A 25,744-nucleotide genomic window follows, 5' to 3' on the forward strand; every position below is an offset into this window, starting at 1 on the left:
AATATACTTCATATAAACAAGGCAGAAAAAAATTGGTCCTTGTAGTAAGGAGGAACTGAAATGGAACGTACATTTTCACCCATGATCCGGCAGTATTCTGCCATTGATGGTTTGCAGCAGGCGTATACGCTGGTGTATGCCATGGAGGTAGAGGGCACACAAGGTTGTCGGCTGACCCTGTGCCAGATCGGCAGCCGACAGCAGATCGTCAGTCAGCATGTTGCGGCAGCGCCGGAGTTCTGTTACCGGCTCCTGCGCTACTTGTGTGAAAATGGAGTTCAGCCGGAGCTCTGGCGGGATGCGGTCACAGACCTGACAGCTGCCGGGCTGGTAGGCGAGAAAGGCGGCGCATGGCGTGAACAGTGAGCGAACAGCCCAACTGCAAGTCGCCCTTGCAAGCTATGACCTGAGGGAGCTGCGTGTCCAGAAGCGTTATTTGCAGGAGCAGGGAACCGCCATCGTATGCACCTGCTTTTGCAGCGGCGAAAAGCTGCTGGCACAGCTGCGGCAGGGTGTCCGTTACGATGCCGTGGTGCTTTGCAGCGAGCTGACGGACTTGTCCGCAGAGCAATTTATCCGGCAGCTGTACCAGTTGAAGGAGCGGCCGACGCTGCTCGTACAGAGCCATGGCCGCAGCAGCGGCACGGCGTTGCAAAAGCTCCGCGAGGGGTGCTACTGCGTAGAGGGCACCGAGCTGAAAAGGCTGCTGTGGCAGCTTTACCGGATGCCCGAGCGGCAGAACCGGCAGCTGGAGCAGCGGTGCAGTCAATTGTATGCAGCGTGGGGCATCCCGCAGGGGGATGTCAACGCCGGATACCTTTCCGGCGCGGTCAGCATCGCATGCAGCACCAGCCAGAAGCTGGCGATCCGCAAGGAGATCTTGCAGGCTGTGAGCGAGCAGTTTGATACATCGGTCGCTGCCGTGGAAAGCGGCATCCGCCGGATGGTGGATCAGCTGGAGGAAAAGCCGACCCCTGCGTGGCTGGCGTTTAAAGCTGATACAAGGCTGGGCAGCGGTAAGCCCACCACCGGCAAGCTGATCTACGCGGTCAGGGATGTTGTGCTGCGGCAAAAGTCCCCGTAAGGCTTGCGCACGGCTGCGGCAGTTGGAACACTGTGGTGTTCCGTTGAAAAAATGGCATCGCCCGGGGAGGCAGAGCAATGGAGCAGCAAAGGACAGAAATGCGGTCTATCACCGCAGAGCAGCAGAAGCGGGTCGAGGAGGTCTGCTTCCGTTCGCTGGCGCTGATCGGGCGCAACTGTGAATATCTGGAGCAGCATTTTGACCGCACCGGTGCAGACGCGTCTACCCGGCAGGCGGTGGCAGATATCAACACCGCCGCCTTGCAGCTGGACCGCACCCTCAGCGAGGCAATCACCCTGCTGGAATTTCTGCACGAGGAAGCAAAACCGCAGCTGTACCCCATTGATCTGTGCGAGCTTTTGCAGCAGGTGGCGGCACAGTCTGATATGATCCGGGCACAGCTTGGGGTGGATATCCGGCTGGACTACGGCGGGTGCACCACCTGCTGCGTAATGGCAGACCGCAGAGATGCGGAGCTGCTGTGCCTGCATCTGCTCTCCAATGCATTGCACGCCAGCCGGGAGGGCGGCAGCGTCTGTATCGCGCTGCGCCGCACCGAGAGCGACTGGCAGCTGACCGTCACCGACGATGGCTGCGGTCTGCCCGGTGAGGATGTACAGGCAGCGCTGGAAAACCGCCGCAGCTTTCTGGGCGGGGCGCAGCTGGGACTGCTGCTCTGCCGGGAGTGCTGCCGCCGGATGGACTGGAGTTTACAGCTGGAGCCTGCGCCCGAAAAAGGCACACAGGCTGTGGTGAGCATTCCGTTGTACACGGGCGAAAGCCGCCCTGACGGCACGGTGGAGCTGCGCACCAGCTCGGAGACCGAGCGGGAGCAGCGCAAGTATCATCTGCGTGCCATGCTGGTGCGGGAGATGCGCACCATGCCGGAGCGCGGCGACCCGGAAGAAGAGTTTTAATAAGGTGGCAAGGCCGCTGCACAGTGTTTTGTGCGGCGGCCTTGCTTATTTTGCGCCCGGTGCTTTCCTGCAAGCGCAAAGCATGGTATACTGAAAGCTGAAAACAAAAGCTTGGAGGAGCAACAATGACAAACAAGAAGCTGAACTACCCCGCAATTGCCAAGGAGGCGGCCATCCTGACCGGGGCCGTTGCCATTATTGCGGCGGCGGTCTATTTTTTTCTGGTGCCCAGCCACACATCCGTCAGCAGTATTTCCGGCCTTGGCATCGTGCTTTCTAATTTTGTGCCGCTGCCGCTTTCGGCCATTACCATGGTGCTGAATATCGTGCTGCTCATCATCGGTTTTTTCACCTGCGGCAGGGAGTTTGGCGCAAAAACCGTGTATACCAGCGTGATGCTGCCGGTGTTTCTGAGGCTTTTCGAGCGGCTGTTCCCGGATTTTGGCTCCATGACCGGCAGTCAGGAGTTGGATGTGCTGTGCTACATTCTGGTGGTCAGCGTAGGTCTGAGCATCCTGTTCAACCGCAACGCATCCTCCGGCGGGCTGGATATCGTGGCAAAGATCATGAACAAGTACCTGCACATGGAGCTGGGCAAGGCCATGTCTCTTTCGGGAATGTGTGTGGCACTCTCTGCTGCCCTTGTCTACGATAAAAAGACTGTGGTGCTGAGTATCCTCGGTACATATTTTAACGGCATGGTGCTGGACCACTTCATCTTCGATAACAGCATCAAGCGCCGGGTGTGCATCATTACCGAGAAGGAGGAGGTGCTGCGGCAGTTCATCATCAACGACCTGCACAGCGGTGCTACCATGTACGAGGCCATCGGTGCATACAACTTTGAAAAGCACAACGAGATCATTACCATCGTGGACAAAAACGAGTATCAGAAGCTGATGAACTTCATCAACCGCGAGGACCCCAAGGCCTTTGTCACGATTTATAATGTATCCAGTATGCACTACCAGCCCAAGCGCTGAGCGGCACAGGGAAGGGAAGCAAAAGCCGTGCCCGGGGCTTTTCCGCAGCGGAAAACCGTGGTAAAATAAGAAAAAAACGGAAAGGAACAACAGCCATGGACATCAGACTGGTTTGCAGCGATATTGACGGTACGCTGTTGCAATACGGCAAAAAAGAACTGGAGGGCGAGATCTTCGACCAGATCCGGGCGCTGCATCAGCGGGGGATCTGGTTCTGCCCGGCCTCCGGGCGGCAGTATACCAGCCTGCGCAAACTCTTTGCACCGGTGGCAGACTGCTGCGTGTTTATTTGTGAAAACGGCGGCACGATTTTTCAGGAAGAACAGTGCATCGCCAAAAATCCCATGCCGCGGGCGCTGGCAGAGGAGATCGCCAACGATATGTGGACCCGCAGCGAGGGACAGGGCGAGGTGATGCTCTCCGGCCAGAACACCGCCTACCTGATGGAGCGCGGTCTTGGCATGCTGCAGCGGGTGCAGTTCGTGGGCAACCACTACCAGATCATCCACAGCCCCGCCGAGGTGCCGGAGGACATCACCAAGGTGTCGGTGTACCTGCACGAGGGCGTGGAGAACTATGTGGAGCGTTTTGTGCCCCGGTGGAAACAGGCCAACTGCGCCGTGGCGGGGCCGTTCTGGATCGACACCACCTTTGCCAACAAGGGCATCGGGGTGCAGTGCGTGTGCCGCACCCTTGGCATCGACCCCGCACAGGTCATGGCCTTTGGCGACAACTACAACGACGAGACCATGCTGGATGTGGTGGGCGTGCCCTACATTATGGATAACGCCGCCGCCCCGCTGCGGGCAAAATACCAAAACCACACCCCCCGCCCGGAGGATGTGCTGGCGCAGCTGCTGGCACAGCAGCCGTAAAGGGGGCGAGCCCACGGACCGCAAGGGACTGGAACAGCTCATTTTTGATACTTACAGCGTAGAGCCGGACTACCCATGGATGGACACCCCGGAGTCGGCGGTGTTCCGTCACGCGGCAAACCGCAAGTGGTTTGCGCTGGTCACTACCGTGCCCAGAAGCAAACTGGGGCTGCCCGGGCAGCAGCCGGTGGATATCGTGAACCTGAAATGCGACCCCATCCTCATCGGGTCCCTGCGGGCAGAGCCGGGCTTTTACCCGGCCTACCACATGAACAAGGAAAACTGGATCACCGCCGCGCTGGACGGCAGCGCCCCGGAGGATAAGCTCCGTCTGGTGTTGGACATGAGCTACACCGCAACTGCACCCAAGCTGCGCAAAAAATAATTATATAGAGTAAACCCGGAAGGTCCCCAGACCTTCCGGGTTTACTCGTTTACAGGAAGAAAAAAGCTGCCCTCAAATAGAAGTCTATGTGCGGCAGACCTTCCCGGCGGTAGAAAAAAGTGGTAAAATAAGGGCGGGCGCTGCAATAGTTGCCTGTTTTCATTCGTATTCAGGATAAAGGGACTGCATTTTACAAAAGGAGACAGCTATGGCTATTTTTGAAAAGACCATCCGCAACCAGAACTTCGATACCCTGCTCCGCAAGCTGGAACACGCCATCCCGGACAGCAGCTGGTCGGCAGAGCTGGAAGCCGGCAGCGATTTCAAGGAGGGCAGCGCCCGGTGCAGCGTGCGGGTGTTTGAGCGGTACAGCATGGTGGGCGGCAACCGCCTCAGCCTGACGCTGACCCTGTTCCAGAACGGGGACGAGCCCATCCGGCTGTCGGTCATTGCAGCGGGCGGCAGTCAGGCGGTGTTCTTTAAAATGAACACCCTTGGCGAGGACGCTTTTTTGGAGGACGTAAAGCAGCTGCTGGAAGAAATTTTGGAGGGGTGATATGTTTTATACTGGATTTGACGCGCTTTTCAGCATCCTGTTCCCGCTGGTGTTTCTGGTGGTGCTGGGCATGATCCTGTTTACCATAGTGGGCAATCTGCGCACATGGAGCAAAAATAATGCGTCCCCGCGCCTTACCGTCCCGGCTACTGTGGTGGCCAAGCGGATGAACGTTTCCCGCCATCATACGGACAATACGATGTCGCATACGTTCACTACCTATTATGCCACCTTTCAGGTAGAAAGCGGTGACCGCATGGAACTTGAAGTAGGTGGGTCGGACTATGGAATGCTTGTAGAGGGCGACACCGGAAGGCTGAGCTTTCAGGGCACGCGCTATCTGGGGTTTGAACGGAAGAACGGGTGACCGATATGCAGCAAAAGCATTCAGTTGTGCCGGAGATCGTGGGCAGAAGCCTGTTTTATACACTGACGAACTACCTGCTTATCAGCATGGAGCTGTCCTTCCGTGCGCAGTGGTTCTCGGTCTTGTTCTCGGCGGCGCTTGTATGGTGCAATATGGAGTATTGGAACGCCATTTACAGGCTGACCGGCAAAAAGCTTGCCGCATGGGTCTTGTGGGGCGTCTGCATTGCTGTAAGCACAGGTGTTGCGTATTTTGCGGGGTATATCCAAGGAGCACTTGTTCCGCTTGCAATATAATAAACGCGCTGCTGCGCCGTATTTTTGATAAAACCGCAGAAACTGTGACAAAAGTATTATTCTTTTATGAATTTTAGCACTCTGCACTTGACAGTGCTAAAAAATCGTGCTATAACAGTGGCGTGCTCAGGAGGAAGGGAAAAAGGAGAGCCGCAAGGCTCTCCGAAAAGCCCCTTGCGAGGAGCTGCAAAATGTAATTTATACCCGACCCGAACGCCGGGATTGGAGGTATGTTTTATGTTTATGCCGACTGTTTTTCATGAGAACCTGTTCGATGATCTCTTTGATCCGTTCTGGAACGAGGGTGCACTGGAGCGTGCGATGAACCGCGAAGCCCGCGACACCTTTGGTAAGCGCGGTGCAAACATGATGAAGACCGATGTCAAGCAGACGGACAACGGCTACGAAGTGGACGTTGATCTGCCGGGCTGCAAGAAAGAGGACGTTCAGATGGATCTGAACGACGGCTACCTGACCATTCAGGCCGTGCGCAGCCACTCTAACGATGAAAAGGACAACAAGGGCCGCTATGTACGGCGCGAGACCTTCTCCGGCAGCTGCGCCCGCAGCTTCTATGTGGGCGAAGTGAAGAAGGAGGACATCCACGCAAAGTTCGAGGATGGCGTCCTGCACATCCAGCTGCCCGCTCCTCAGCAGACGAAGGCTTTGCCTGAGAACCCGAACCTGATCGAGATCGAGTAAATGCCGACCGTGTACGCTAAGGCATAACATACATAGGATGCCCCCGGAGAGCAACAAGCCCTCCGGGGGCATTTTTTGTGTACAGGCCTTCGATAACGGAGAGGGGAGAAAGTACCTGTTTTTGCCAGAAAACTTTATTTTTCCACCGTTTCGTGGTATCCTTATAAGGCACACGCATTACAGGCCTGCGGCTGCACTGGCAGCGGCTGCGGACTGCGTGCGACAAAAAAGAACGTATAGAAGGAAAAAGGGGGATAAAAGTCATGGGCGAATTTGCCTTTCAGACTTTACGGGAAAGTATCACCTCCGCCATCAGAAGCAAGATCCTTACCGGGGAATTACAGCCGGGCGTAAAGCTGGCCGAGCAGAAACTGGCTGAGGAGTTCGGCTCCAGCCGGGCACCCATCCGGGAGGCGCTGCGGCAGCTGGAACAGGAGGGTATGGTCGAGTATTCGCGCAACGTGGGCTGCTCGGTGCGCCGGGTAAAGCCGGAGGATGCCTACGAGATCTATCTGCTGCGGGCAAATCTGGAAATGACGGCGCTGCGCTATTTTGACTGCAAATTTACGGAAGAGGATCTGCGCACCCTGCGCGGCATCTTAGAAGAGATGCGCAATGTCCGGCCGGGGAATCTTTCTCAGATCGTGGAGAACGATAACCGCTTCCATGCGGTCATCGTGCAGCGGGCGGGGCTGCCCAGACTGCTGAAATTCTGGGACGATCTGAACTACGGCAACCTGCTTGTTGGGGTGAGCAGTGGCTCTAACCACGAGACGCTGGCACAGCGGCAGAACGGCATCCACACCAAGCTGTACGAGGCGCTGGCAAGCGGCGACACCGAGGTTGCCTGCCGCGCCGTCTACGCCCACTACATGGAGCCTATGGAGCGGATGCGCAGCGCGAACAGCGCTGGACAGGCAGCAGACGGCACGGCAAAATAAGGGGGATTTGGCTGACCGTCTAAATTTTGACCAATCATTTTATGGAAATTGCAGATTGTCTACAATCTGCAATTATGATATACTATCAAAGTGACTGGTCGAGTACTGCTGTATTTTTGGTAAAATTGCGAAATGTATGCGGAACATCGGCCTTCTTACAGGAACTTCCGCCCTGTGTGGAAAAGAAAGAGAGGAATTGTCCGCATGTCTAACAAAGAAAAAGCCACAAAGATCTCGTGGCTTACCCTTGCCTTCATGGCCTTTTCTACGGTCTGGGGCTTCGGCAACATTACCAACGGCTTTGTGTACTTTAACGGTCCACAGGTCATCTTCAGCTGGATCTTCATGTTTGTTCTGTACTTCATCCCCTATGCCTTGATGGTGGGTGAGCTGGGCTCTGCCTTTAAAAACGAGGGCGGCGGCGTCAGCTCCTGGCTGCACCAGACCACCAACGCCAAGCTGGCCTACTACGCCGGTTGGACCTACTGGGCCTGCCACATCACCTACATTGCCAGCAAGGGCAGCGGCTTTTTGAAAGCGCTGAGCTGGGCCGTTTTCCGCAACGCGGAGACCTACGATTCCTTCCCCACCCGCTATATCCAGCTTGCCACCTTCTGCATCCTGCTGCTGGGCTGCTACATTGCAAGTCTGGGTCTGAACCCCCTGAAAAAGCTGCTCACCGCCGCAGGCACCTGCACCTTCGTCATGTCCCTGCTGTACATCCTGATGATGTTCGCTGCCCCGGCCATCAACCCCACGGCAGAGTACGTCCACGCCAACCTGAGCTTCAGCAGCCTCATCCCCAACTTTAACGTCACCTACTTCACGTCTCTGTCCATTCTGGTGTTCGCTGTGGGCGGCTGCGAGAAGATCTCTCCCTACGTCAATAAGGTCGAGAACCCCAGCAAGGGCTTCCCCCGCGGCATGATCGCGCTGGCCGTCATGGTGGTCACCTGCGCCATTCTGGGCACGCTGGCCATGAGCCGTATGTTCGACCCCGCCGTCATCAACGCCAGCGCAGAGAGCTTCAACGCCTATGTCGCCAACAGTTCCTACTGGGCTTTCCAGAAGCTGGGTCAGTACTACCATGTGGGCGATCTGTTCATGATCATCTACGCCCTGTGCAACGTCATCAGCCAGCTCGCCGTGCTGATTTTGAGCATCGACGCACCGCTGCGTATGCTGCTGGATAACGAGCACACCAAGCAGTTCATCCCGAAGGCTCTGCACAAGGTCAACGCCCACGGTGTGCACAGCAACGGCATCAAGATGGTGGCTGTGCTGTCCGGCTCCATCATTCTGGCACAGTCCTTTGTGCCCGGTGCTGCTGCCGTTCTGCGTCAGCTGACCAAGCTGAACTCTGTGTGTATGCCCATGCGCTACCTGTGGGTGTTTGCCGCCTACATCGCCCTGCGCAATGCCTACGACACCATCCCTGCCGAGTACCGCTTTGTCAAGAATCAGGCCGTGGCTAAGTTCTTCGGCGGCTGGTGCTTTGCCGTTACCGCCGTGTGCTGCGTGCTGGGTATGTATGATAAGGACCCCTTCACCTTTGCACTGAACGTCATCACCCCCGTGGTGCTGACTGTGCTGGGATTCATTCTGCCCGCCCTTGCAAAGCGCGAGCAGACTGCTGCTAAAAAGTAACCTGAATATGCTTAAAAAGGGCCGGTCAGCACTGACCGGCTCTTTTCAGATACACCCAAGGAGGTTTATTTCTATGATCGCATCCGAAGTCCGTGAAATGCTGTCCTTCATCGACGGCAACCCCACCGCATACCACACCACCGCCGCTGTGCGGGATATCCTGCTGAAGGCAGGCTTTGCCGAGCTGCTGGAAAGCCGCAAGTGGGCGCTGGAACCCGGCAAGGACTACTTTGTCTGCCGCAACGGATCCAGCATCATCGCCTTCCGCATGGGCGACCAGCTGGAAAATTACAGCTTCAACGTTGCCGCCGCCCATACGGATTCTCCCTGCTTCCGCATCAAGGAGAACGCCGAGATCCACATGGGGCAGAACTACACCAAGCTGAACACCGAGGGCTACGGCGGCATGATCTGCGCCACATGGATGGACCGTCCGCTGTCTGTGGCGGGCCGTGTGCTGGTGCAGGAGAACGGCACCATCGTTTCCCGTCTGGTGGCACTAGACCGCGACCTGTTGATGATCCCCAGCGTAGCCATCCACATGAACCGCGAGGTCAACGATAAGGCTTCCTTCAACAAGCAGGTGGATATGCTGCCCGTGCTGGGCGGTGCCTGCGAGGAGGGCGCGCTGAAAAAGCTGATCGCAGAGGAGCTGAAAGTGTCTGAGGAGCAGATCCTTGGCAGCGATTTATTCCTCTATGTGCGGGAAAAGGCCACCGTCTGGGGCTGCAACGAGGAGTTCATCTCCTGCGGCCGTCTGGACGACCAGCAGTGCGTCTACGGCATCCTGAAGGGTCTGCTGACTGCCAAGAACGCCCGCTCCATCGGTGTGGCAGCCTTCTTTGATAACGAGGAGGTGGGCTCCGGCACCAAGCAGGGCGCAGCTTCCACCTTCCTGTACGATGTGCTGCACCGCATTGCCCAGAGCCTTGGCGGCAACGACGAGGACTTCCACCGTGCGGTGGCTTCCAGCTTTATGGTCAGTGCCGACAACGCCCACGCTGTGCATCCCAACCACCCGGAGCACACCGATGTGAATAACTGCACCTACATGAACAAGGGTGTGGTCATCAAGACCCACGCAGGCCAGAAGTACACCAGCGACGGCATGAGCGTTGCCGCCGCCCGGGAGCTGGCTGCCCGCGCCGGAGTGCCGCTGCAATACTTTGCAAACCGTTCCGATAAGGTAGGCGGCAGCACGCTGGGCAACCTGGCCATGGCACAGGTGTCCATGAACTGTGTGGACATCGGCCTGCCGCAGCTGGCGATGCACTCCTGCTACGAGACCGCCGGCGCAGAGGATACCCTCTCGCTCATCAAACTGATGCAGGAGCTGTACAGCAGCCACTTTGAAGAGACTGCATTCGGCACCCTTTCCATCGGCAAGTAAACGGATAAAAGCATAAAAAGGACTGCTGTGCGCTGCTATGCACGGCAGTCCTTTTTGCATAAAAGCTGATTTTCCGTGGCCGGTTAAGCCCGGATATAGAAATCCGACAGTAGTTGTGGTAAAATAAGGCATCCGGGAGCGCCGGGCGCTCCGCTGCAACATCAAAAATGGAGGTTTTCTATGAAAAAGACCTATCGCTCGCTCTTTTGCCTGCTTGCGGTGCTGCTGCTCAGCGTCAGCGCACTGCCCTCTGCTTCGGCGCTGTTTTCCAAGAAGCTCTATTATTATTATGGTGTAGTAGAAGGCGTCAGCCGCACCGTGGAGGGCAAGGTGGAGTCCATTCTGGTGACTGCGGAAGAGCAGGAGACCTACCAGATGATCGTCACCGACAGCACCGTCTGGCAGGACCATGACGAAAAAACTACCTCCGACCCCGCCACCCTTGCGGTAGGCGAGCAGATCTGCGTGGTGCATGACCCGGCTGTGATGATGTCGCTGCCGCCGCAGTCGGTGGCGTACACCGTCATCCGCAACTTCCCCGCAGGCACGGATCTGGAACAGGAAGCCCGGGATGCCGCCTGCCCGGTGAAGAAGTTCTTTGCCGACACCCGCAAAGCCATTTCGGATTGGTTCTACCAGACCATGCCCATCTGAGGGTAAAACTCCTTCTATAACGCAAAAAACTGCTGCCCCGTACCGGATGCCAAAGCGTCCGGGCAAAGGGGCAGCAGATTTTTTATGCAAGGTTATGCGGTGTTTTGCGGCAAAAGCGCTGTATACCGCTATTTATTTTCGGGGGGGGGGGTAACACGGAAGCGCTTCACTGTCTGCTCCAGTGCGCTGATGTCCACAGGCTTGGACAGATGTTCGTCCATGCCGGCTTCCTTGCTCTTTTGCATATCCTCAAGGAAGGCATTGGCAGTCATGGCAAGGATGGGAATCGTTCTGCCCAGCGGGTTTTCGCCGCTGCGGATGCGGCGGGTGGCTTCCAAGCCGTCCATCACCGGCATCTGGATATCCATCAGGATCATGTCATAATCGCCGGGCTTTACGCCGGCAAAGGCATCCACGATCTCCTGACCGTTGGGGCAGATGGTGCAGCTTGCACCCTTTGCTTCCAGCAGCATCTGCAAAATTTCGGCGTTGATGGCATTATCCTCGGCGCAGAGGAACTTCATGCCGGACAGGGGAGAAGTGGTCTCTTCTTCCTCCGGGAGCGCCTGCGCCTTTTGCACCGTGTCCGCTTCGGTGTCAATGGGAAATTCCAGCACCACCTCAAAGCGGGTGCCCTTGCCAGTGGCGCTCTCCACGCTGATGGAGCCGCCCATCAGGTCTATGACGCTTTTGGTAATCGCCATACCCAGACCCGTGCCCTGCACCTTGTTGGTGCCGGAGCGCTCCTCACGGGTAAAGGGGTCGAAAAGGGTCTTTTGGTAGTCTGCGCTCATGCCGATGCCGTCATCCTGCACCACAAAGCGGTACCGGGCGTAGTGCTCGTTCCGGGGCAGCTCTTCCACCTCGAACCGGATGTGCCCGCCGGTGGGCGTATACTTGACCGCGTTGGAGAGGATGTTCATCAGCACCTGATTCAAACGGTTGGGGTCGGCCAGCACGTTTTCGTGCTGCAGATTGGTGCTTACCGTAAAGGTCTGACTGCGCTGACCTGCCTGCTGCCGGATGATGCTGTCCAGCTGGCTGATCTGCTGGGGCAGGTTCATCTTTTCCACATTCAGGGTGGTCTTGCCGCTCTCGATGCGGCTCATATCCAGAATATTGTTGATGATGCCCAGCAGCAGCTGACCGGAGGCTTCCAACTTGCCCAGATGCTCGGCAAGCTTTTCCGGCTCGTGCAGTTCGTTTTTCATCAGGGTGGTAATGCCGATGATGGCGTTCATGGGGGTGCGGATATCGTGGCTCATGTTGGAAAGGAAGTCCGTCTTGGCTTTGCTGGCACGCTCGGCGGATTGCAGCGCCTCGGCGGCAGCATCCTGCGCCCGCCGCATCTCGTCGTTGGCCTGTGTCAGCTGGATGTTATACTGCTCCAGACGGAGGTTCGTCTTTTTTTCAGCCTGCAGCTCCCGCTGCTGCTTTTCCCGCAAAAGGAACCAGCCAGCAATGACTGTCATGATCGAAAACACCGTTGCAAAGCCTACAATAACGACCATGACGATATTGACCAACTTCTGCGTATTCACGGCCACATATTCTGCCGGAACAAGGAACGCCAGCGTCCACTGGGCGCTTTCCATCTGCTTCAGGGCGTAGTAATACTCGGTCCCGTCCAGCACGGCGTTGGAATAACAGGAGCCTGTGCGGGCAAGCCGCTCCTTTGCTGCTGCAAAGGAAGAACCGTGCAGATAGGACATCTGGGAGAGCACGGTGTATACGTTATGCCCCTTCAGCAGCTCGGTGTCATTGGCGTTGAACAGCTTGAAGCCGTTGTTGTCCAGCACATAGACGCTGTTGTTGTTTTCGTAGGCGTCACAGCGGAAATAATCGTTCAGCTGGGTCATGCTCTGCGAAATACCAAAGTAGCGCAGAGTGATCTCGCCGGTCTCGCTTTGCAGGGTGATAGGGGTGGAGAGCTGTTCCAGAAACACCATCCGGGAGTCGTCCGCGGTCAGCGCGTTGGAAACATAGCTGACCCGCTCCGGTGCACTTTCCAGATAGGTCATCTCCCGCAGCAGACCCATGCTGCCGTACTCGGTATAATAACGCCCGCTGGAATCTACGGCAACCAGCTCGATCTGGCTTTCCTGATAATTGGAAAGCTCCGACAGCTTTTTCAGATAGCGGTAGAATTCAGTATCAGTCTTTAACGGAGTGTAGTACAAATAATTGCATTGTACATTCACCTCGCTCCAATGGGTGTCGATGACATCCTCCAGACTGTGGAACATCTGGTGGGTGACCTCTTCCATCTGGCTCAGCCGCTCGTGGTAGACAAGGTTCTGGATGTAGGTCTGGCTCATGACAAAAAGGGTCAGGATCAACACGATGATGACAAAGCCGAAGCCTACAAACAGCTTTTTATAGATTTTGTTGTTCACATCCAGTATCTCCTGTCCGTTTTATTCAACTCCATGCGGTGTCTGCCCGGCTGATGGTGGTGTATGCGCCAAAGAAAGCCTTTGCGGCGTCCATGCCCACCACACCGCTGTCTGCCACCGTTGCTTCGGCCGCCAACTTGTCGCTCACACCGCAGATGGCAACCTGATAGGTCTTGCCCGCTTCCGGCTGCATCGGGCTTACCAGCACATAGGGGTAGCCCTTGCCGTTGCCGTAGGCATCGTAGCCAGAAGCAAGCAGGTCGTTGATCTGCTGCCCGGTCAGGGCAACGGTCTGGATGGTGCGGTTCCAGCCGGTGGGCAGGATGACCGAAAGGTCGTAATCCGTAATGCCCTTGGCGTACAGCTTGGCGGCTACGCCGTGGTGGTTCTGATTGGTGGGGTTGCCGGGGATCCATGTGCTCAGCGAGACCAGCGCAAGGTCGCTGCCGGTAGCCTGTGCAAAGCAGCGGCCTACCAGCATGGCGCAGTCCTGCTGCGAAAGCTCCTCCGTAACGGTAGTGATGACGTCCGGGGTGTTGTTCACCACACTGTCCTGATCCTCGTCCAGCTGACGGATCACATCCTCCATGGTGGCGTTGCCCTCCATGAAGTCCAGCATTTTAAGGCCGGTGGTCACGATGGTGTTTTCCCAGCCGGAGTAGATAAAAGGCGCGGTATTGCCTGCATTCAGGGCATCGGCAACATCGGCGTAGTAGGTGCCGTCTGCCTTTGCACCCTTGAAGGGCAACAGGCTGCTTTTCAGCGCCGTTGCGGGCTGCAGGGCACTGGTGCCTGCAACGGTGGAAAGGACGCGCATCACCTTGAGCGCATCTTCCAACTTCTGGGGGTTCTGTTTCAGCTTTTTATTCAGACCGTAGAAGCGGTTCACATTCAGCACAAAAACGTTCTGGGTGCCGTCCTCGGAAAGAAACGGCATCAGCCCGAATTTATCGGCGTTGCCGTCTGCCTCCACAATGCCGTTGGTGTTTCCAATCAAAAACAGGGTGTTGCCCTCAGCCATCCTCTGCCGGGTCACGTTGTCGTCAAGAGCATCACCGGAGCCGTTCAGCATCCCGATGTCCTTCCACTTTTTGACATACGCCATTGCCTGCATCATGCCGGGGGTGTTGCTGACGTTCGCCTTGCCGGAAAGATAATCCTTCTGCCACAGTTTGCCGTCCAGTGTGCCAAGGAAATCGGCATCTGCAATGTTGAACAGATACTGGAAACCGTAGCCCGGATACTGGATCTGCGGCAGGCAGAGATCGACCCCGGCTTCCTTGGCCTTTGCAGCCAGTTCTTCCAGCTCAGCAAAAGAATTGGGCAGTTCCCAGCCGTGTTCCCGCAGCAGGGTCTTGTTGTAGGTGATGCCGTAGCAGTTGTAAACCGAGGGCAGCAGATAGATGGCACCGTTGTCGAACACGTCCTGCAGACGGGACTCCACATAGTTATCCGTAAAATCGTAGCCGGAAAGGTCCAGCAGTTTGTCGGAGACCAGATCAATCTGGGGATCGTAGTAGGTCAAGGTGCAGACGTCCGGCAGGTCGCCCGCCGCAAACATATTCTGCAAACAGGTGGTGGTGTTATCGCCGCTGTATGGCACGACCTCGATGTTCACTTCCGGGTAAACGCTGTGTACCTGCTCAATAAAGGCTTCTATCTCCTTATAAGGTGCCATAAAGGTGACGGCTTCGTGCGCATCTGCTGTTTTGCTTTCAGCCTTACCGCCGCCGCAGGCGGTCAGCGCTGCCGTTGCCGCAGTAATGCCGCAAACCTGCAAAAACGAGCGGCGGGAGATTTTTTTCATCATATAAATATACCTTCCTCACATTTCGGAGGGCAGTGCTGCACAGAACCAATGGGGTGCAGTGCTGCCATAGCTATTTTACACACCCCACAGGAACCCCTACGCTCGCGGCCTGTCCGCACTGGGCATACGCCGATTTTCCCATAAAATGACATTCTTATTGTATCATTGTAACAAAAGTGTTTCAAGTTGTTTTTTGAAGGATTTTGTATGGAAAAGGGCGAAAAACCGCGTGCTTTGCAGGCATGCGGCATAAAAATACCCCTGATGCCGGAGAGCCCGGGATCAGGGGAGATAGTATTCTGGCACGCTGCTTTATTGCAACGGCTCTTTTGCGCGCAGACGCCGACAGGCATCCTCTTTTACAAGCTCGATGACCACCGCCGTCAGGGGGATAAAGAAGATGATGCCGATGATGCCGAAAAGCTCTCCGCCGATCATGGCAGCAACAAGGGTGTACAGCGGCGAAAGCCCCACGGACTTGCCCACCACCCGGGGGTAAATGAACTGATTTTCAATAAACTGCACGGCAAGGTAGACGATCAGGCAGCGCACCGCCAGCACAGGGTCTACCAACAGCACAAGGAACACGCTGACCACGCAGGAGATCAGCGCACCCACATAGGGGATGATGGCGCAGATGGCGGTAAGTACGCCGACCAGACTGCCGTAGGGGATCTTGAAAACAGAAAATGCAAGAGCCATGAGAACGCCAAGGATCACCGCCTCGCTGCATTGTCCCGTTAAAAAGTTTGCGAAGGACTGCCGGAACAGCCGGCAGAATTTCAGCACCCCGGCGGCGTGGCTGGGCTTCAGGTAGGCGCACACCAGTGTGCGGGCTTGGTGGCCAAGGCTCTCCGTCCCAAGGGACATATAGACGGAGATGATCAGCGCAAACGAGGCGGTGACTACGATATTCACCGTGGCAGAGACAGCCCCTACCGCATTGACCAGCACCGTGTCGATGCTTGCGGTGACCTTGTGCAGCAGCTGCTCCCAGTTGATGCCCTCCAGCCAGTTCATCAGCCAGCTCATATCGGTGTTCTGTGCGCTGAGATAGGCGGTCCAGCGTGGGATATTGGCCTCGATCTGCACATACAGGCTGTGGAAGGACTGCACCAGTTCCGGGATCAGCAGGGTGAGCGCCAGCACCAGCACCAGCACAACACCCAGCAGGGTGATGAAAAAGCTGAGAAGGCGGATGGCTTTCGCCGAGGGCTGCTTTTTGGCCTTGCCGAACAGGCGGTTCAGCCGCTTTTCCAGCCCGGTCATGGGCACGTTGATAAAAAGCGCCAGAATGCCGCCCGCCAGAATGGGCAAAACCAGATCTATCAGCTTTGCGGCAAAGGCCAGAACGTCAGAAAGCCGCAGCAGCGCTACAAAAAGCGTTACCCCTACAACGGTAACGAGCAGAGATTGTTTTGTTTTTGGTTCCATGAAAAAGTTCCTTTCCCGGAGGGTTATGCCCGCAAGCAGCAAAAAGACCGCCTGCGGGCTCTTTTTGGTATTGTAATCGGAAGAAAAGGGCTTGTCAAGACGAGGGAAAAGGGAAACGGAACTTTATAAAAGCAGTTTGCGGTAATGTTAGCGGAAGCTTTTCAGCAGGGGAAAAGCGTGGTATACTTGTGCAGAGCAAATTAAAAAATTGAGAGAAACACAGTTCGGAAGGAAAGAGATCATGTCGAAAGATGAATACCTGATCACAGACGCGCCGCTGAAAGCGCTGACGGTTTTTGCAATGCCAATGATCCTTGGCAGCTTTTTTCAGCAGGTCTATAATATGGCAGACTCCATCATAGTCGGCCAGTTTGTCGGCTCCTCGGCACTGGCGGCTGTTGGTGCCTGTGCTGCGCTGACCAATGTTTTTATCTGTGTGGCGCTGGGTGCCGGTGTGGGTGCCGGTGTGCTGGTAAGCCGCTATTTTGGTGCCAAAAACTATGGCAAAATGAAAACCATCGTGTCAACGTCTCTGATCAGCTTTCTGGTTTTGAGCGTTGTCCTTGGCGTTTTTGGCTTCTGCTCTTCCCACTTTATGATGAGCGGCTTGCAGACCCCTGCCGATATTCTGGAGGATGCGGTGCTGTATCTGCGCGTTTATTTTGTAGGCTTCCCGTTTTTGTTCATGTACAACATTCTTTCCACCATGTTTACCTCCATTGGGGAATCCAGAATTCCGCTGGGTCTGTTGATCTTTTCCTCCGTCCTGAATATTTTTATGGATCTCTGGATGGTGGCGGGGCTTGGCTTGGGCGTATTTGGCGCAGCCCTTGCCACGTTGATCGCACAGGGCATTTCTGCCGTCTTTTCGTTTTTGATCTTCCTGTACCGGATGCGGCAATATAAAAGCCCCTTTAAAAAGTTTGACCGGCAGGAGCTGGTTTCCATGCTCCGCATTGCGGTGCCTTCGGTCTTGCAGCAGTCCACCGTGTCCATCGGCATGATGATCGTGCAGGCGGTGGTAAACCCCTTCGGCACACAGGCGCTTGCGGGGTATGCGGCAACGATGCGGGTAGAAAATGTTTTCTCGCTAATCTTTGTATCCATCGGCAATGCGGTCTCGCCCTATATCTCCCAGAATCTTGGCGCAAAGAAGATCGACCGCCTCAAAAAAGGCTACCACGCTGCGCTGGTGCTGGATCTCTGCTTTGCGGTCATTGCCTTTGCGGTCATTGAAACCCTGCACACCCAGATCTCCTCGCTGTTTTTGGGCAAGGACGGAACGGCGCTGGCCTATCAGGTGTCCGGTGATTATATGCGGTGGCTCGGTTATTTCTTCATCTTCATGGGCATCAAGATGGCGACTGATGGCGTCCTGCGCGGGCTTGGCATCATGCGCCCGTTCCTCATTGCAAATATGGTAAACCTTGCCATTCGCCTGTCCGTTGCCCTGCTCTGCGCACCGCGCTATGGCATTGCCTTTGTCTGGCTTGCCGTCCCGGCAGGCTGGCTTGCAAACTTTTTGGTCTCCTATGCGGCGCTCAGAAGATCGTGGCCGACGGAAAATGCAGCGGCACCTCAATGATTTTGTGCAGCGCGGCAGCCTTTTTTCTACGCCCGCCCGGGCTTGTTACAGCGGTTTACTTTTGGCAGCGGAAATGCTATGATATCCATAAAAAAGGCAAGGAGGAGCTACAATGGGCATTGCAGGGAACGAATGGGGTTTTCAGGTGGGCACGCTGCCCAAAGGTGCGCGGGATAAGATCAGCGATGTGCCGGGGGTGACGGTGGGGCACTGCACGCTGGCGGACGGCGTGGTGCAGACGGGTGTAACGGCGCTGCTGCCGCACCAAGGGGATGTTTTCCACGAAAAGGTGCTGGCGGCCAGCTATGTCATCAACGGCTTTGGCAAGACCACCGGTCTTGTGCAGATCGACGAGCTGGGCACGCTGGAAACGCCCATCCTGTTTACCAACACCCTCAGCGTGGGCACGGCACAGACCGCGCTGGTGAAGTATATGCTGGAGAAAAACCCCGACATCTGCGAGACCACCGGCAGCGTGAACCCGGTGGTCTGCGAGTGCAACGACTGCGGCCTGAACGACATCCGGGGGCTCCATGTGACCGAAGAGCACGTCTTTGCCGCGCTGGCAGACTGCAAGGCAGACTTTGCCGAGGGTGCCGTAGGTGCCGGGCGGGGAATGCGCTGCCATGGGTTGAAAGGCGGCATCGGCTCTGCCTCCCGGGTGGTGGAGCTGGACGGCAAGCCGTACACCATGGGTGCACTGGTGCTTTCCAACCACGCGCTGTTCGATGACCTCATCGTGGCGGGCACGCCTATCCATACCCTGCTGAGCGACAGCATCCCGCCCCACGAGGATAAGGGGTCTATCATCACGGTGCTGGCCACGGATATCCCCCTGAGCGAGCGGCAGCTGCGGCGGCTGTGCCGCCGGGCGCTGGTGGGGCTTTCCCGCACCGGGTCCTACTGCGGCAACGGCAGCGGCGAGATCGTCATCGCCTTCACTACCGCTAACCGAATGCCGCATTATTCGGAAAAAGCCCTGCTGCCCATGACCATGCTCCACGATGACGCCATCAACCCCCTGTTCCGGGCGGTGGCAGAGTGCGTGGAGGAGAGCGTGCTCAGCAGCCTGCTCCACGCCGAGACGGTTACCGGCAACCACGGACGTACTTTCCGCAGCCTGACGGAGCTCCTGAAACAAAAAGGCTGAGACCCTGCAATACAGAAAAAAGCCCCGCATCCGGTGCGGGGCTTTTGCTTTGCTCAATAGCGGCGGTGGATCTTTTTGGTGGGCTTGCGGCGGTTCCAGTTGGCGCACAGCAGCCACAGCCCGTAGATCAGGGCGGCGATCAGGCTGAGCACCAGCACCACCTTCAGGTACAGGCTGGTGAAGAACTCCTTCACCTTGTCCACCCCGAACAGCAGCGGGTTGCGGGCTACGTCCTGCCCGGCGATCAGATCGACCACGCCGATGGTCTCGCCCGCCAGCTTCAGTTCCACCGTGCCCACTACATCGCCCTGCTGGATGGGGGCGCAGACGTAGTCCGGCAGGTGGAAGTATTTCTGGGTGACAGTGCCGTCGCTGGTGGAGGGCAGCAGGGTCATCATGCTGTCGTTGGGGTACAGCTGCAAGGTGTCGGTGTCGGAGGAATACTTTACCGGGATCTCTGCAATGGTCAGGTCGGTGTCCAGCGCAGCCTGAATGGAAAAGCTGTCGAACACCCAGTCCATCAGCTCGACCGTCTCGAACAGGGCAGGGCGACGGTTGGCGTAGCCAAGGGTATCGCAGCTGTCGGGGCTTTCCATCACGCAGAAGATATAGGTGGCACCGTCCTTGTTGCCCCACGAAACATAGCTCTGGGTGCCGGTATCGTTTTTAAAGGCGGTCACGCTGCACATACCGCCCTGCATGGCGCTGCGGTAATAGCCGCCGCCGCTGCCCTTGCTCAGCGCGGCGTTCTGGCTGACCAGCACCGAGGAGGAGCGGTGCTTCTCCTTGGCGGGCATGGTAAAGCTGGGCGCACCGGATACTTCCACAAAGGCGTCAAAGCTCATCAGGTAACGCAAGATCAGGTACATATCCACGGCGCAGGTGGTGTTGCCGCTGTCGATGCCGCAGGCGTCCGTCCAGCTGCTGGCGGTGGTGCCGATGCGCTGGGACAGGGTGTTCATCTGCGCCACCCAGCCGTCCAGATCGCCGCCGGAAAGGGTGTACGCCACACCCATGGCCGCTTCGTTTGCGTTGCGGGTAAGCATGGCGTACATGGCCTCGCGGTAGGTGAAAGTCTCGTTGGAGCGCATATCCGCGTTGTCAGTCTTGAAAACATAGTCCGAGATGGCAAAGGGCATCTGGAAGGTGCTGTCCAGCTGGTCGGCGTAGTTGGTCAGCAGCACGGCAAGGGTCATATATTTGGTCAGACCGCCGGCAGATACCTGCTTTGTGCTGTCCTTATCATAGACGATGATGTTGGTATCCGTGTTCACGATATAGGCGCTTGCAGCCTGCACCTGATACACCGGGCTGGGGTCGAACATGGCCCCGGCGGGCAGCACAAGGCAGCTGAGCAGGAATACAAGCGAGAGAACCAGTGCAAAAATACGTTTCATGTGGACAATTCCTTTAAAAAGCGATAAAATATACGAGATACGGCTGCGCAGTGCGGCGCGCCGGAAGATCAATTTTGCAGCAAGTGTGCTGTGTTCTATAATAATAACAGGTTTGCCGGGGTGTTACAAGAGCCTTGCGGTGTTTTACACCGTTCTTTCGCTCCGGCAGGGAGGGCAGGAATGGTATATCTAACAGGGGACACCCACGGCGATATCCAGCGCTTCAAGCAGGGCAAACTGCGCTGGCTGGGCAAAAAGGACACCGTGGTGGTGCTGGGGGATTTTGGTTTTGTGTGGGACGGCAGCGCCGCAGAGCGCAAGCGGCTGGACTGGCTGCGCAAGCGCCCCTACACGGTGCTGTTTCTGGACGGCAGCCACGAAAACTACGACCTGCTGGCACAGTACCCGGAGACGGAGCTGTTCGGCGGCAGGGTGCAGAGCCTTGGCGGCAATGTGTACCATGTGTGCCGGGGCAGCGTGCTGGAGCTGGAGGGCAAAAGCTATCTCTGCTTCGGCGGCGCGGAAAGTCAGGATAAGGACGACCGGGAGCCGGGTGTGAACTGGTGGAAACAGGAGATGCCCAGTGACGAGGAGTACGACACCTGCCGCCGCAACTTAGAGGCAGCAGACTACAAGGTAGATTATGTGCTGACCCACGATGCACCAAGCAGATTTTTGGATTTTACCGCCCTTGCCCTTGGCGAGAGCAACCGTCTGCACCTGTTTCTGGACGAAATACTGCTCAAACTGACCTACGAAAAATGGTTTTTTGGCTGCTATCACAAGGATGTGCAGCTTTCCACCAAGAGCCGGTGTGTGTTCTGCGATGTCATCCCTATGGGTGAGCGGCGCACCGGGCTGTTCCACCGATAGGAGGGAATATGCAGGTTACAATAAAACTTGCCACCCGGGAAGGTGCGGCGCACATCAGCGGCATTCTGGCGGGCTTTATCCTGCTGGCAAAGCGCGGGGAACTGACTTTGCGGGTGCAGGACGAGCGGCAGGGCAGCCCCATTGCCCGGGAGGCGCTGCTGGAAACGGAAATCGACGGCCGCACGGTGGTGTTCGATTTGATGGATGGCTACTTCTATAATGACCCCGCAGCGGTGCAGGCACTGTTCCACCGGGCAGATGTGGTGTTCAAGCGCTCTTTTTCGGCGGAGAAAAACCGGCAGTTCCCGGGCGATATCCCCGCAAAGCTGCGGCCATTGGGGCTGAACTACTACGTTACCTGCCCGGGCTCGCCGCTGGATGCGGAGCACAGCGCAAAGAGTCGCCTGAAGCAGTGGGCGCTTTCCACCCGCTGCTACCCGCAGGACTTTGAAGCCCGGCTGACCCGGGTGCGCAAAAAGCCGCGCATCCTCTTTCTGACCCGTCTGTGGGACCCGGAGGAACCGGCGGTGCAGCAATACCCGGCCTTGCAGGCAGAGTGGCGGCAGGTGAACGCGGACCGCATCGAGCTGCTGCACCGGCTGCAAAGCGCCTTCCCGCAGCAGTTCACCGGCGGTGTGTCGGACAACGCCTGCGCCCGGCGGCTGTGCCCGGAGCTGATTTTGCCGGACAAGCTGACCGGAAAGCGGGCGTATCTGCACCGGATGCAGCACACGGAAGTTTGTGTGGCGTCTACCGGACTGCACGGCTCTACCGGTTGGAAGCTGGGCGAGTATGTGGCAGCGGGGCGCGCCATCGTTACCGAGCCGCTGCGGTATACCCTGCCGGGCGGCTTTGAAGAAGGCAAAAACTATAAAACGTATACCTCCCCGGCAGAGTGCGAGGAGAAGCTGCGGCAGCTGCTGGCAGACCCGGCGGCGATACTGGCTATGGCACAGCACAATGCGGCGTATTATCAGGCATGGCTGCGGCCGGAGCAGCAGGTGCGGCAGGCTTTGCGGCAGCTGGAGAGATAAGGGAGCGGGGTATGGAAGAACAAAAACGGCATAGCGGCTTTGAGACGATGCGCATCCTCAGTATGGTGATGATCGTGCTGATGCACGGCATCGGGCACGGCGGGCTGGGCAGGGCGGCACCACAGGGGTCGGCGGCATTCTGGATCTACTGGCTGCTGTTTATTCTGGCGCGTGTATCCACAAACTGCTTTGTAATGCTTTCCGGCTATTATCTGTCGGAGCGCAAGGGGCCTGTTCATGCCGGGCGGCTGTTCCGCATCGGGGTACAGGTGTGGTTTTATTCCATGCTAACTTTCTGCGTTGCGGTGAAAGCGGGGGCGGTCCCGCTTTCGGCTGTTGCACTGCTCCGGGCACTTTTACCCCTTACCTCCAACGGCTACTGGTTTGCCTCGGCTTATTTTCTGATGTACCTCTCAGTGCCGGTGCTGAACGTGGTGGTGCAAAGCCTTGACCGGCGGCAGTACAAAACGCTGCTGCTGGTGGCACTGCTGCTGCAAAGCGTGTGGGGCACGCTGTTCTACTGGGCAACGGATGCGACCTTTGTGAATAACGGATACAGCTTTATCTGGTTCTATATCCTGTATTTTATGGCAGCCTATTTCCGCAAATACCGGGTGACCGTGCCCAGCGGGCTGTGCCTAGTGGCGTATCTGGCGGCTTCGGCGGCGGGGCTTTTCAACCGGATGCTGGCACTGCGGGTGGAAAACGCTCTGCACCTGAACGGCTTTGTGGATACCGTCGGCGGCTATCAGGCACTGGCTACGGTCATTGCTTCGGCAGCGCTGTTTTTGCTGTTCCAGAATATCCGCATCCGCTCGGACTACTGGCGGCGCTGGGTCTTTTTGCTGGCACCGCTGTCCTTCGGGGTGTACCTGCTGCACGACAGCGGTTTTACCCGGGCACTGCTGTGGCAGTGGGTAGATCTGCCCCGGTTCGGCGGGGCGTTGCTGCCCTCGCTGGCTTACCTGACCGGTGTGGTGCTGCTGATCACCGTGGCGGGCTACGCAGTGGCTGCCGTGTATCAGCGGCTCTACCGTCTGCTGCGCCTGCCCGCGCTGGAAACAAAACTGGACGCCCTGACCGCCCGCATCCTGCAAAGCGTTGTCGGGAGCAAAGAAGTGTAAAGAAAAGCGCTATCGCACGAGTTTTTTGTGCGACAGCGCTTTTTTAGTTCATCGGCCCGGCCTTGTCGAACATCTGCTGCACCTGCGCGGCCAGCAAAGCGTGGGCAGGGCTTTCCAGCAGCGGGTCGGCGGCAAGCAATGCGGCGGCCTCGCTCTGGGCGGCGTGCAGGGTGCGGGTGTCGTTCATCAAATCGGCGATCTGCAAGGTGGGCAGGCCGTGCTGGCGGCTGCCGAAAAAGTCGCCGGGGCCGCGGGTCTCCAAGTCGTACTGCGCCACGGCAAAGCCGTCGGTGGTGGAGCAGAGAAATTTCAGCCGCTTCTGCACGGCTTCGCTGGTGTTGTCGCTGACAAGGAAGCACCAACTCTCGGTAGCGCCGCGTCCCACACGCCCGCGCAGCTGGTGCAGGGCGCTCAGGCCGTAGCGCTCGGCGTTTTCAATCACCATCACGCTGGCGTTGGGCACGTCCACGCCCACCTCAATGACGGTGGTGGACACCAGTGCGTCCAGCCGCCCGGCCTTGAAATCCTCCATGACGGCGGCTTTTTCCTTGGGCTTCAGCTTGCCGTGCATCAGCCCCACCCGGCGGTCGGGCAGCAGCGCCTTGGCGATGTCCTCGTAGTAGGTCTTGACGGCGTTCAGCCCGCCGTCCGGCACATCCTCGATGGCGGGGCAGACCAGATACACCTGCCGCCCTTTGTCGATCTCGCTGTCCAGAAAGCGGTACAGGTCCCGCCGCCGCTTGCCGGTGATGCACCGGGTCTTGACCGGGGTGCGCCCGGGGGGCAGCTCGTCCAGAATGGAGATATCCAAGTCGCCGTAGATCAAAAGCCCCAGCGTGCGGGGGATAGGGGTGGCGCTCATGACCAGCAGGTGCGGGTTCGCGGCCTTTTCCGCCAGTGCGCCGCGCTGGCGCACCCCGAAGCGGTGCTGCTCGTCAATGACAGCAAGACCCAGCCGGGCAAACTCCACCCCTTCGCTCATCAGGGCGTGGGTGCCCACCACAAGGTCGGCTTCATCATTGCGGATGGCTGCCAGCGTGGTGCGACGGGCGGCGGCCTTCATGCCGCCGGTCAGCAGGGCCACCCGCATCCCGAAAGGGGCAAGCAGCCGATTGAGCCCCTCGGCGTGCTGCGCGGCAAGAATCTCGGTAGGAGCCAGCAGCGCGGCCTGATACCCCGCCCGGATGCACGCCCAGATGGCGGCAGCAGCTACCAGCGTTTTACCGCTGCCCACATCGCCCTGCAACAGGCGGTTCATGGCGGTATCGCCCGCCATATCGTTTAAAATCTCCTCCACCGCGCGGCGTTGCGCCCCGGTGGGGGCAAAGGGCAGGCTCTGCCAGAAAGGAGCAGGGTCGGCGCGGCGCATGGGGGCCCCGGTGGCCGCAGCGCCCCGGCTGCGCATCCGCCCAATGCCCAATTGCAGCACCAGCAGTTCCTCATAGATGAGCCGCCGCCGCGCCGCTGCGGCCTGTTCCTCGGTGGCAGGGCAGTGGATGGCGCGCACCGCTTCGGCCTTGGGGAGCAGACGGTATTTTTGCAGCATCTCCGGGGGCAGCGGGTCGGGCAGCAGCTCCGCATGGGGCAAAAGCTGCCGGATGCAGCGGGAGATGACGCTGCTGGACAGTCCTTCGGTCTGGGGGTAAACGGCCTCAAAGGGTGCGGCTTGTATCTGTTCAGCGGTGCGCACCTGCGGGTTGACCATCTGGCGGCGCAGCATCCCGCCGGTGACGATGCCCTGAAAATAGTATTCCTGTCCCAGCTGCAATTTCTGGGTGGCGTAGGGGTTATTGAACCATGTGATCTCCAGACTGGCTACATCGTCTCCGGCAGTGATGCGCTCCATCCGCCGCCCGCCCGGCAGAATGCGCCCGCCGGGCTTTGCAAACACTTCGGCCTTTACCACGCATTCGGTGTCGGCGGGGGCTTCCGCGATGGAGTAGGGCTTGGAAAAGTCGATGTACCGCCGGGGGTAGTGGCACAGCAGGTCTGCCAGCGTCACGATGCCCAGCTTCTCGAACCGCTCTGCGGTCTTGGGCCCCACCCCTTTCAGGTAGCGCACCGGGGTGTCCGGGGTCAGGGTAGTGCGGTTTTCGGTGGGCATGGCGTTTCAGCTCCCTTCTAAGCGTAGTATAGCCATTGTA

24 protein-coding genes are annotated in these 25,744 nt (G+C 57.7%); 19 read left to right on the plus strand and 5 right to left on the minus strand.

The window, feature by feature from the left end:
• Window positions 1-60 precede the first annotated feature (60 nt).
• The 14 genes from MTP39_RS05365 to MTP39_RS05430 all read left to right on the plus strand — a co-directional run bounded on the left by MTP39_RS05365 (window position 61) and on the right by MTP39_RS05430 (window position 10,797).
• Window positions 61-366, plus strand: a complete 306-nt coding sequence (locus tag MTP39_RS05365; RefSeq protein ID WP_015537747.1) for a hypothetical protein — start codon at window positions 61-63, stop codon at window positions 364-366.
• Window positions 356-1,084, plus strand: a complete 729-nt coding sequence (locus MTP39_RS05370; RefSeq protein WP_249241729.1) for a sporulation initiation factor Spo0A C-terminal domain-containing protein — start codon at window positions 356-358, stop codon at window positions 1,082-1,084. Before MTP39_RS05365 ends, MTP39_RS05370 begins: the two co-directional genes overlap by 11 nt.
• Before the next feature lie 98 nt (window positions 1,085-1,182).
• Window positions 1,183-2,001, plus strand: a complete 819-nt coding sequence (locus tag MTP39_RS05375; protein ID WP_249241730.1) for a sensor histidine kinase — start codon at window positions 1,183-1,185, stop codon at window positions 1,999-2,001.
• 125 nt (window positions 2,002-2,126) lie between these two features.
• Entirely contained in the window at window positions 2,127-2,984 is an 858-nt protein-coding gene (locus tag MTP39_RS05380; RefSeq protein ID WP_249241731.1) for a YitT family protein, read from the plus strand.
• Window positions 2,985-3,079: 95 nt separating this feature from the next.
• Window positions 3,080-3,859, plus strand: a complete 780-nt coding sequence (locus MTP39_RS05385) for an HAD hydrolase family protein (protein ID WP_249241732.1) — start codon at window positions 3,080-3,082, stop codon at window positions 3,857-3,859.
• Window positions 3,825-4,244 carry an MmcQ/YjbR family DNA-binding protein gene (locus MTP39_RS05390; protein ID WP_249241733.1) on the plus strand — a complete coding sequence of 140 codons (420 nt, stop codon included), beginning with the start codon at window positions 3,825-3,827 and terminating at the stop codon, window positions 4,242-4,244. Before MTP39_RS05385 ends, MTP39_RS05390 begins: the two co-directional genes overlap by 35 nt.
• 208 nt (window positions 4,245-4,452) lie before the next feature.
• Complete coding sequence (locus MTP39_RS05395) at window positions 4,453-4,800, plus strand: DUF6054 family protein (RefSeq protein ID WP_249241734.1); 348 nt, start codon at window positions 4,453-4,455, stop codon at window positions 4,798-4,800.
• A gap of 1 nt (window position 4,801) precedes the next feature.
• The gene (locus tag MTP39_RS05400; protein ID WP_249241735.1) at window positions 4,802-5,167 is read left to right on the plus strand and encodes a DUF2500 domain-containing protein; all 366 of its coding nucleotides are present in this window, start codon (window positions 4,802-4,804) and stop codon (window positions 5,165-5,167) included.
• Window positions 5,168-5,172: 5 nt separating this feature from the next.
• A complete protein-coding gene (locus MTP39_RS05405) occupies window positions 5,173-5,463 on the plus strand; it encodes a hypothetical protein (RefSeq protein ID WP_249241736.1) in 291 nt (96 codons plus the stop codon).
• A 237-nt stretch (window positions 5,464-5,700) separates the two neighbouring features.
• Window positions 5,701-6,165 carry an Hsp20/alpha crystallin family protein gene (locus MTP39_RS05410; RefSeq protein ID WP_117948382.1) on the plus strand — a complete coding sequence of 155 codons (465 nt, stop codon included), beginning with the start codon at window positions 5,701-5,703 and terminating at the stop codon, window positions 6,163-6,165.
• A 263-nt stretch (window positions 6,166-6,428) separates the two neighbouring features.
• Window positions 6,429-7,106, plus strand: coding sequence for a GntR family transcriptional regulator (locus MTP39_RS05415; protein WP_249241737.1), 678 nt, complete (start codon window positions 6,429-6,431; stop codon window positions 7,104-7,106).
• A gap of 204 nt (window positions 7,107-7,310) precedes the next feature.
• Window positions 7,311-8,753 (plus strand): APC family permease, encoded by a 1,443-nt coding sequence (locus tag MTP39_RS05420; RefSeq protein ID WP_249241738.1) that lies wholly within the window; start codon window positions 7,311-7,313, stop codon window positions 8,751-8,753.
• 73 nt (window positions 8,754-8,826) lie between these two features.
• Window positions 8,827-10,143 (plus strand): M18 family aminopeptidase, encoded by a 1,317-nt coding sequence (locus MTP39_RS05425; protein WP_249241739.1) that lies wholly within the window; start codon window positions 8,827-8,829, stop codon window positions 10,141-10,143.
• 180 nt (window positions 10,144-10,323) lie between these two features.
• Window positions 10,324-10,797, plus strand: coding sequence for a hypothetical protein (locus tag MTP39_RS05430; RefSeq protein WP_249241740.1), 474 nt, complete (start codon window positions 10,324-10,326; stop codon window positions 10,795-10,797).
• Between the two features lie 128 nt (window positions 10,798-10,925).
• Here the strand turns inward: MTP39_RS05430 and MTP39_RS05435 are convergent, their stop codons facing one another.
• The 3 genes from MTP39_RS05435 to MTP39_RS05445 form a co-directional block, all read right to left on the minus strand.
• Complete coding sequence (locus MTP39_RS05435) at window positions 10,926-13,193, minus strand: hybrid sensor histidine kinase/response regulator (protein ID WP_249241741.1); 2,268 nt, start codon at window positions 13,191-13,193, stop codon at window positions 10,926-10,928.
• 25 nt (window positions 13,194-13,218) lie between these two features.
• Window positions 13,219-15,003: an extracellular solute-binding protein gene (locus tag MTP39_RS05440; RefSeq protein WP_249241742.1), complete on the minus strand. Its 1,785-nt coding sequence runs from the start codon at window positions 15,001-15,003 to the stop codon at window positions 13,219-13,221.
• 312 nt (window positions 15,004-15,315) lie between these two features.
• Window positions 15,316-16,437 carry an AI-2E family transporter gene (locus MTP39_RS05445; protein ID WP_249241743.1) on the minus strand — a complete coding sequence of 374 codons (1,122 nt, stop codon included), beginning with the start codon at window positions 16,435-16,437 and terminating at the stop codon, window positions 15,316-15,318.
• Between the two features lie 241 nt (window positions 16,438-16,678).
• On the opposite strand from MTP39_RS05445, the gene MTP39_RS05450 reads away from it, so the two are divergent.
• Window positions 16,679-18,022 carry an MATE family efflux transporter gene (locus MTP39_RS05450; protein ID WP_249241744.1) on the plus strand — a complete coding sequence of 448 codons (1,344 nt, stop codon included), beginning with the start codon at window positions 16,679-16,681 and terminating at the stop codon, window positions 18,020-18,022.
• Between the two features lie 112 nt (window positions 18,023-18,134).
• Entirely contained in the window at window positions 18,135-19,172 is a 1,038-nt protein-coding gene (locus MTP39_RS05455; RefSeq protein ID WP_249241745.1) for a DmpA family aminopeptidase, read from the plus strand.
• A gap of 53 nt (window positions 19,173-19,225) precedes the next feature.
• Here the strand turns inward: MTP39_RS05455 and MTP39_RS05460 are convergent, their stop codons facing one another.
• The gene (locus tag MTP39_RS05460; RefSeq protein ID WP_249241746.1) at window positions 19,226-20,569 is read right to left on the minus strand and encodes a D-alanyl-D-alanine carboxypeptidase family protein; all 1,344 of its coding nucleotides are present in this window, start codon (window positions 20,567-20,569) and stop codon (window positions 19,226-19,228) included.
• A 180-nt stretch (window positions 20,570-20,749) separates the two neighbouring features.
• Between MTP39_RS05460 and MTP39_RS05465 the strand changes: the two genes are divergently transcribed.
• From MTP39_RS05465 to MTP39_RS05475, 3 genes are read left to right on the plus strand one after another with little or no spacing between them, the layout of a single operon-like run.
• The gene (locus tag MTP39_RS05465; protein ID WP_249241747.1) at window positions 20,750-21,442 is read left to right on the plus strand and encodes a metallophosphoesterase; all 693 of its coding nucleotides are present in this window, start codon (window positions 20,750-20,752) and stop codon (window positions 21,440-21,442) included.
• Between the two features lie 8 nt (window positions 21,443-21,450).
• On the plus strand, window positions 21,451-22,476 hold the full coding sequence (locus MTP39_RS05470; RefSeq protein ID WP_249241748.1) for a glycosyltransferase: 1,026 nt from the start codon (window positions 21,451-21,453) through the stop codon (window positions 22,474-22,476).
• An 11-nt stretch (window positions 22,477-22,487) separates the two neighbouring features.
• Window positions 22,488-23,600, plus strand: coding sequence for an acyltransferase (locus tag MTP39_RS05475; RefSeq protein WP_249241750.1), 1,113 nt, complete (start codon window positions 22,488-22,490; stop codon window positions 23,598-23,600).
• A 43-nt stretch (window positions 23,601-23,643) separates the two neighbouring features.
• On the opposite strand, the gene recG is transcribed toward MTP39_RS05475, so the two are convergent.
• Window positions 23,644-25,704 (minus strand): ATP-dependent DNA helicase RecG, encoded by a 2,061-nt coding sequence (gene recG, locus MTP39_RS05480; protein WP_249241751.1) that lies wholly within the window; start codon window positions 25,702-25,704, stop codon window positions 23,644-23,646.
• Window positions 25,705-25,744 lie beyond the last annotated feature (40 nt).

The sequence above is a fragment of the Faecalibacterium sp. I3-3-33 genome, assembly GCF_023347295.1.
Classification (GTDB): Bacteria; Bacillota; Clostridia; order Oscillospirales; family Ruminococcaceae; genus Faecalibacterium.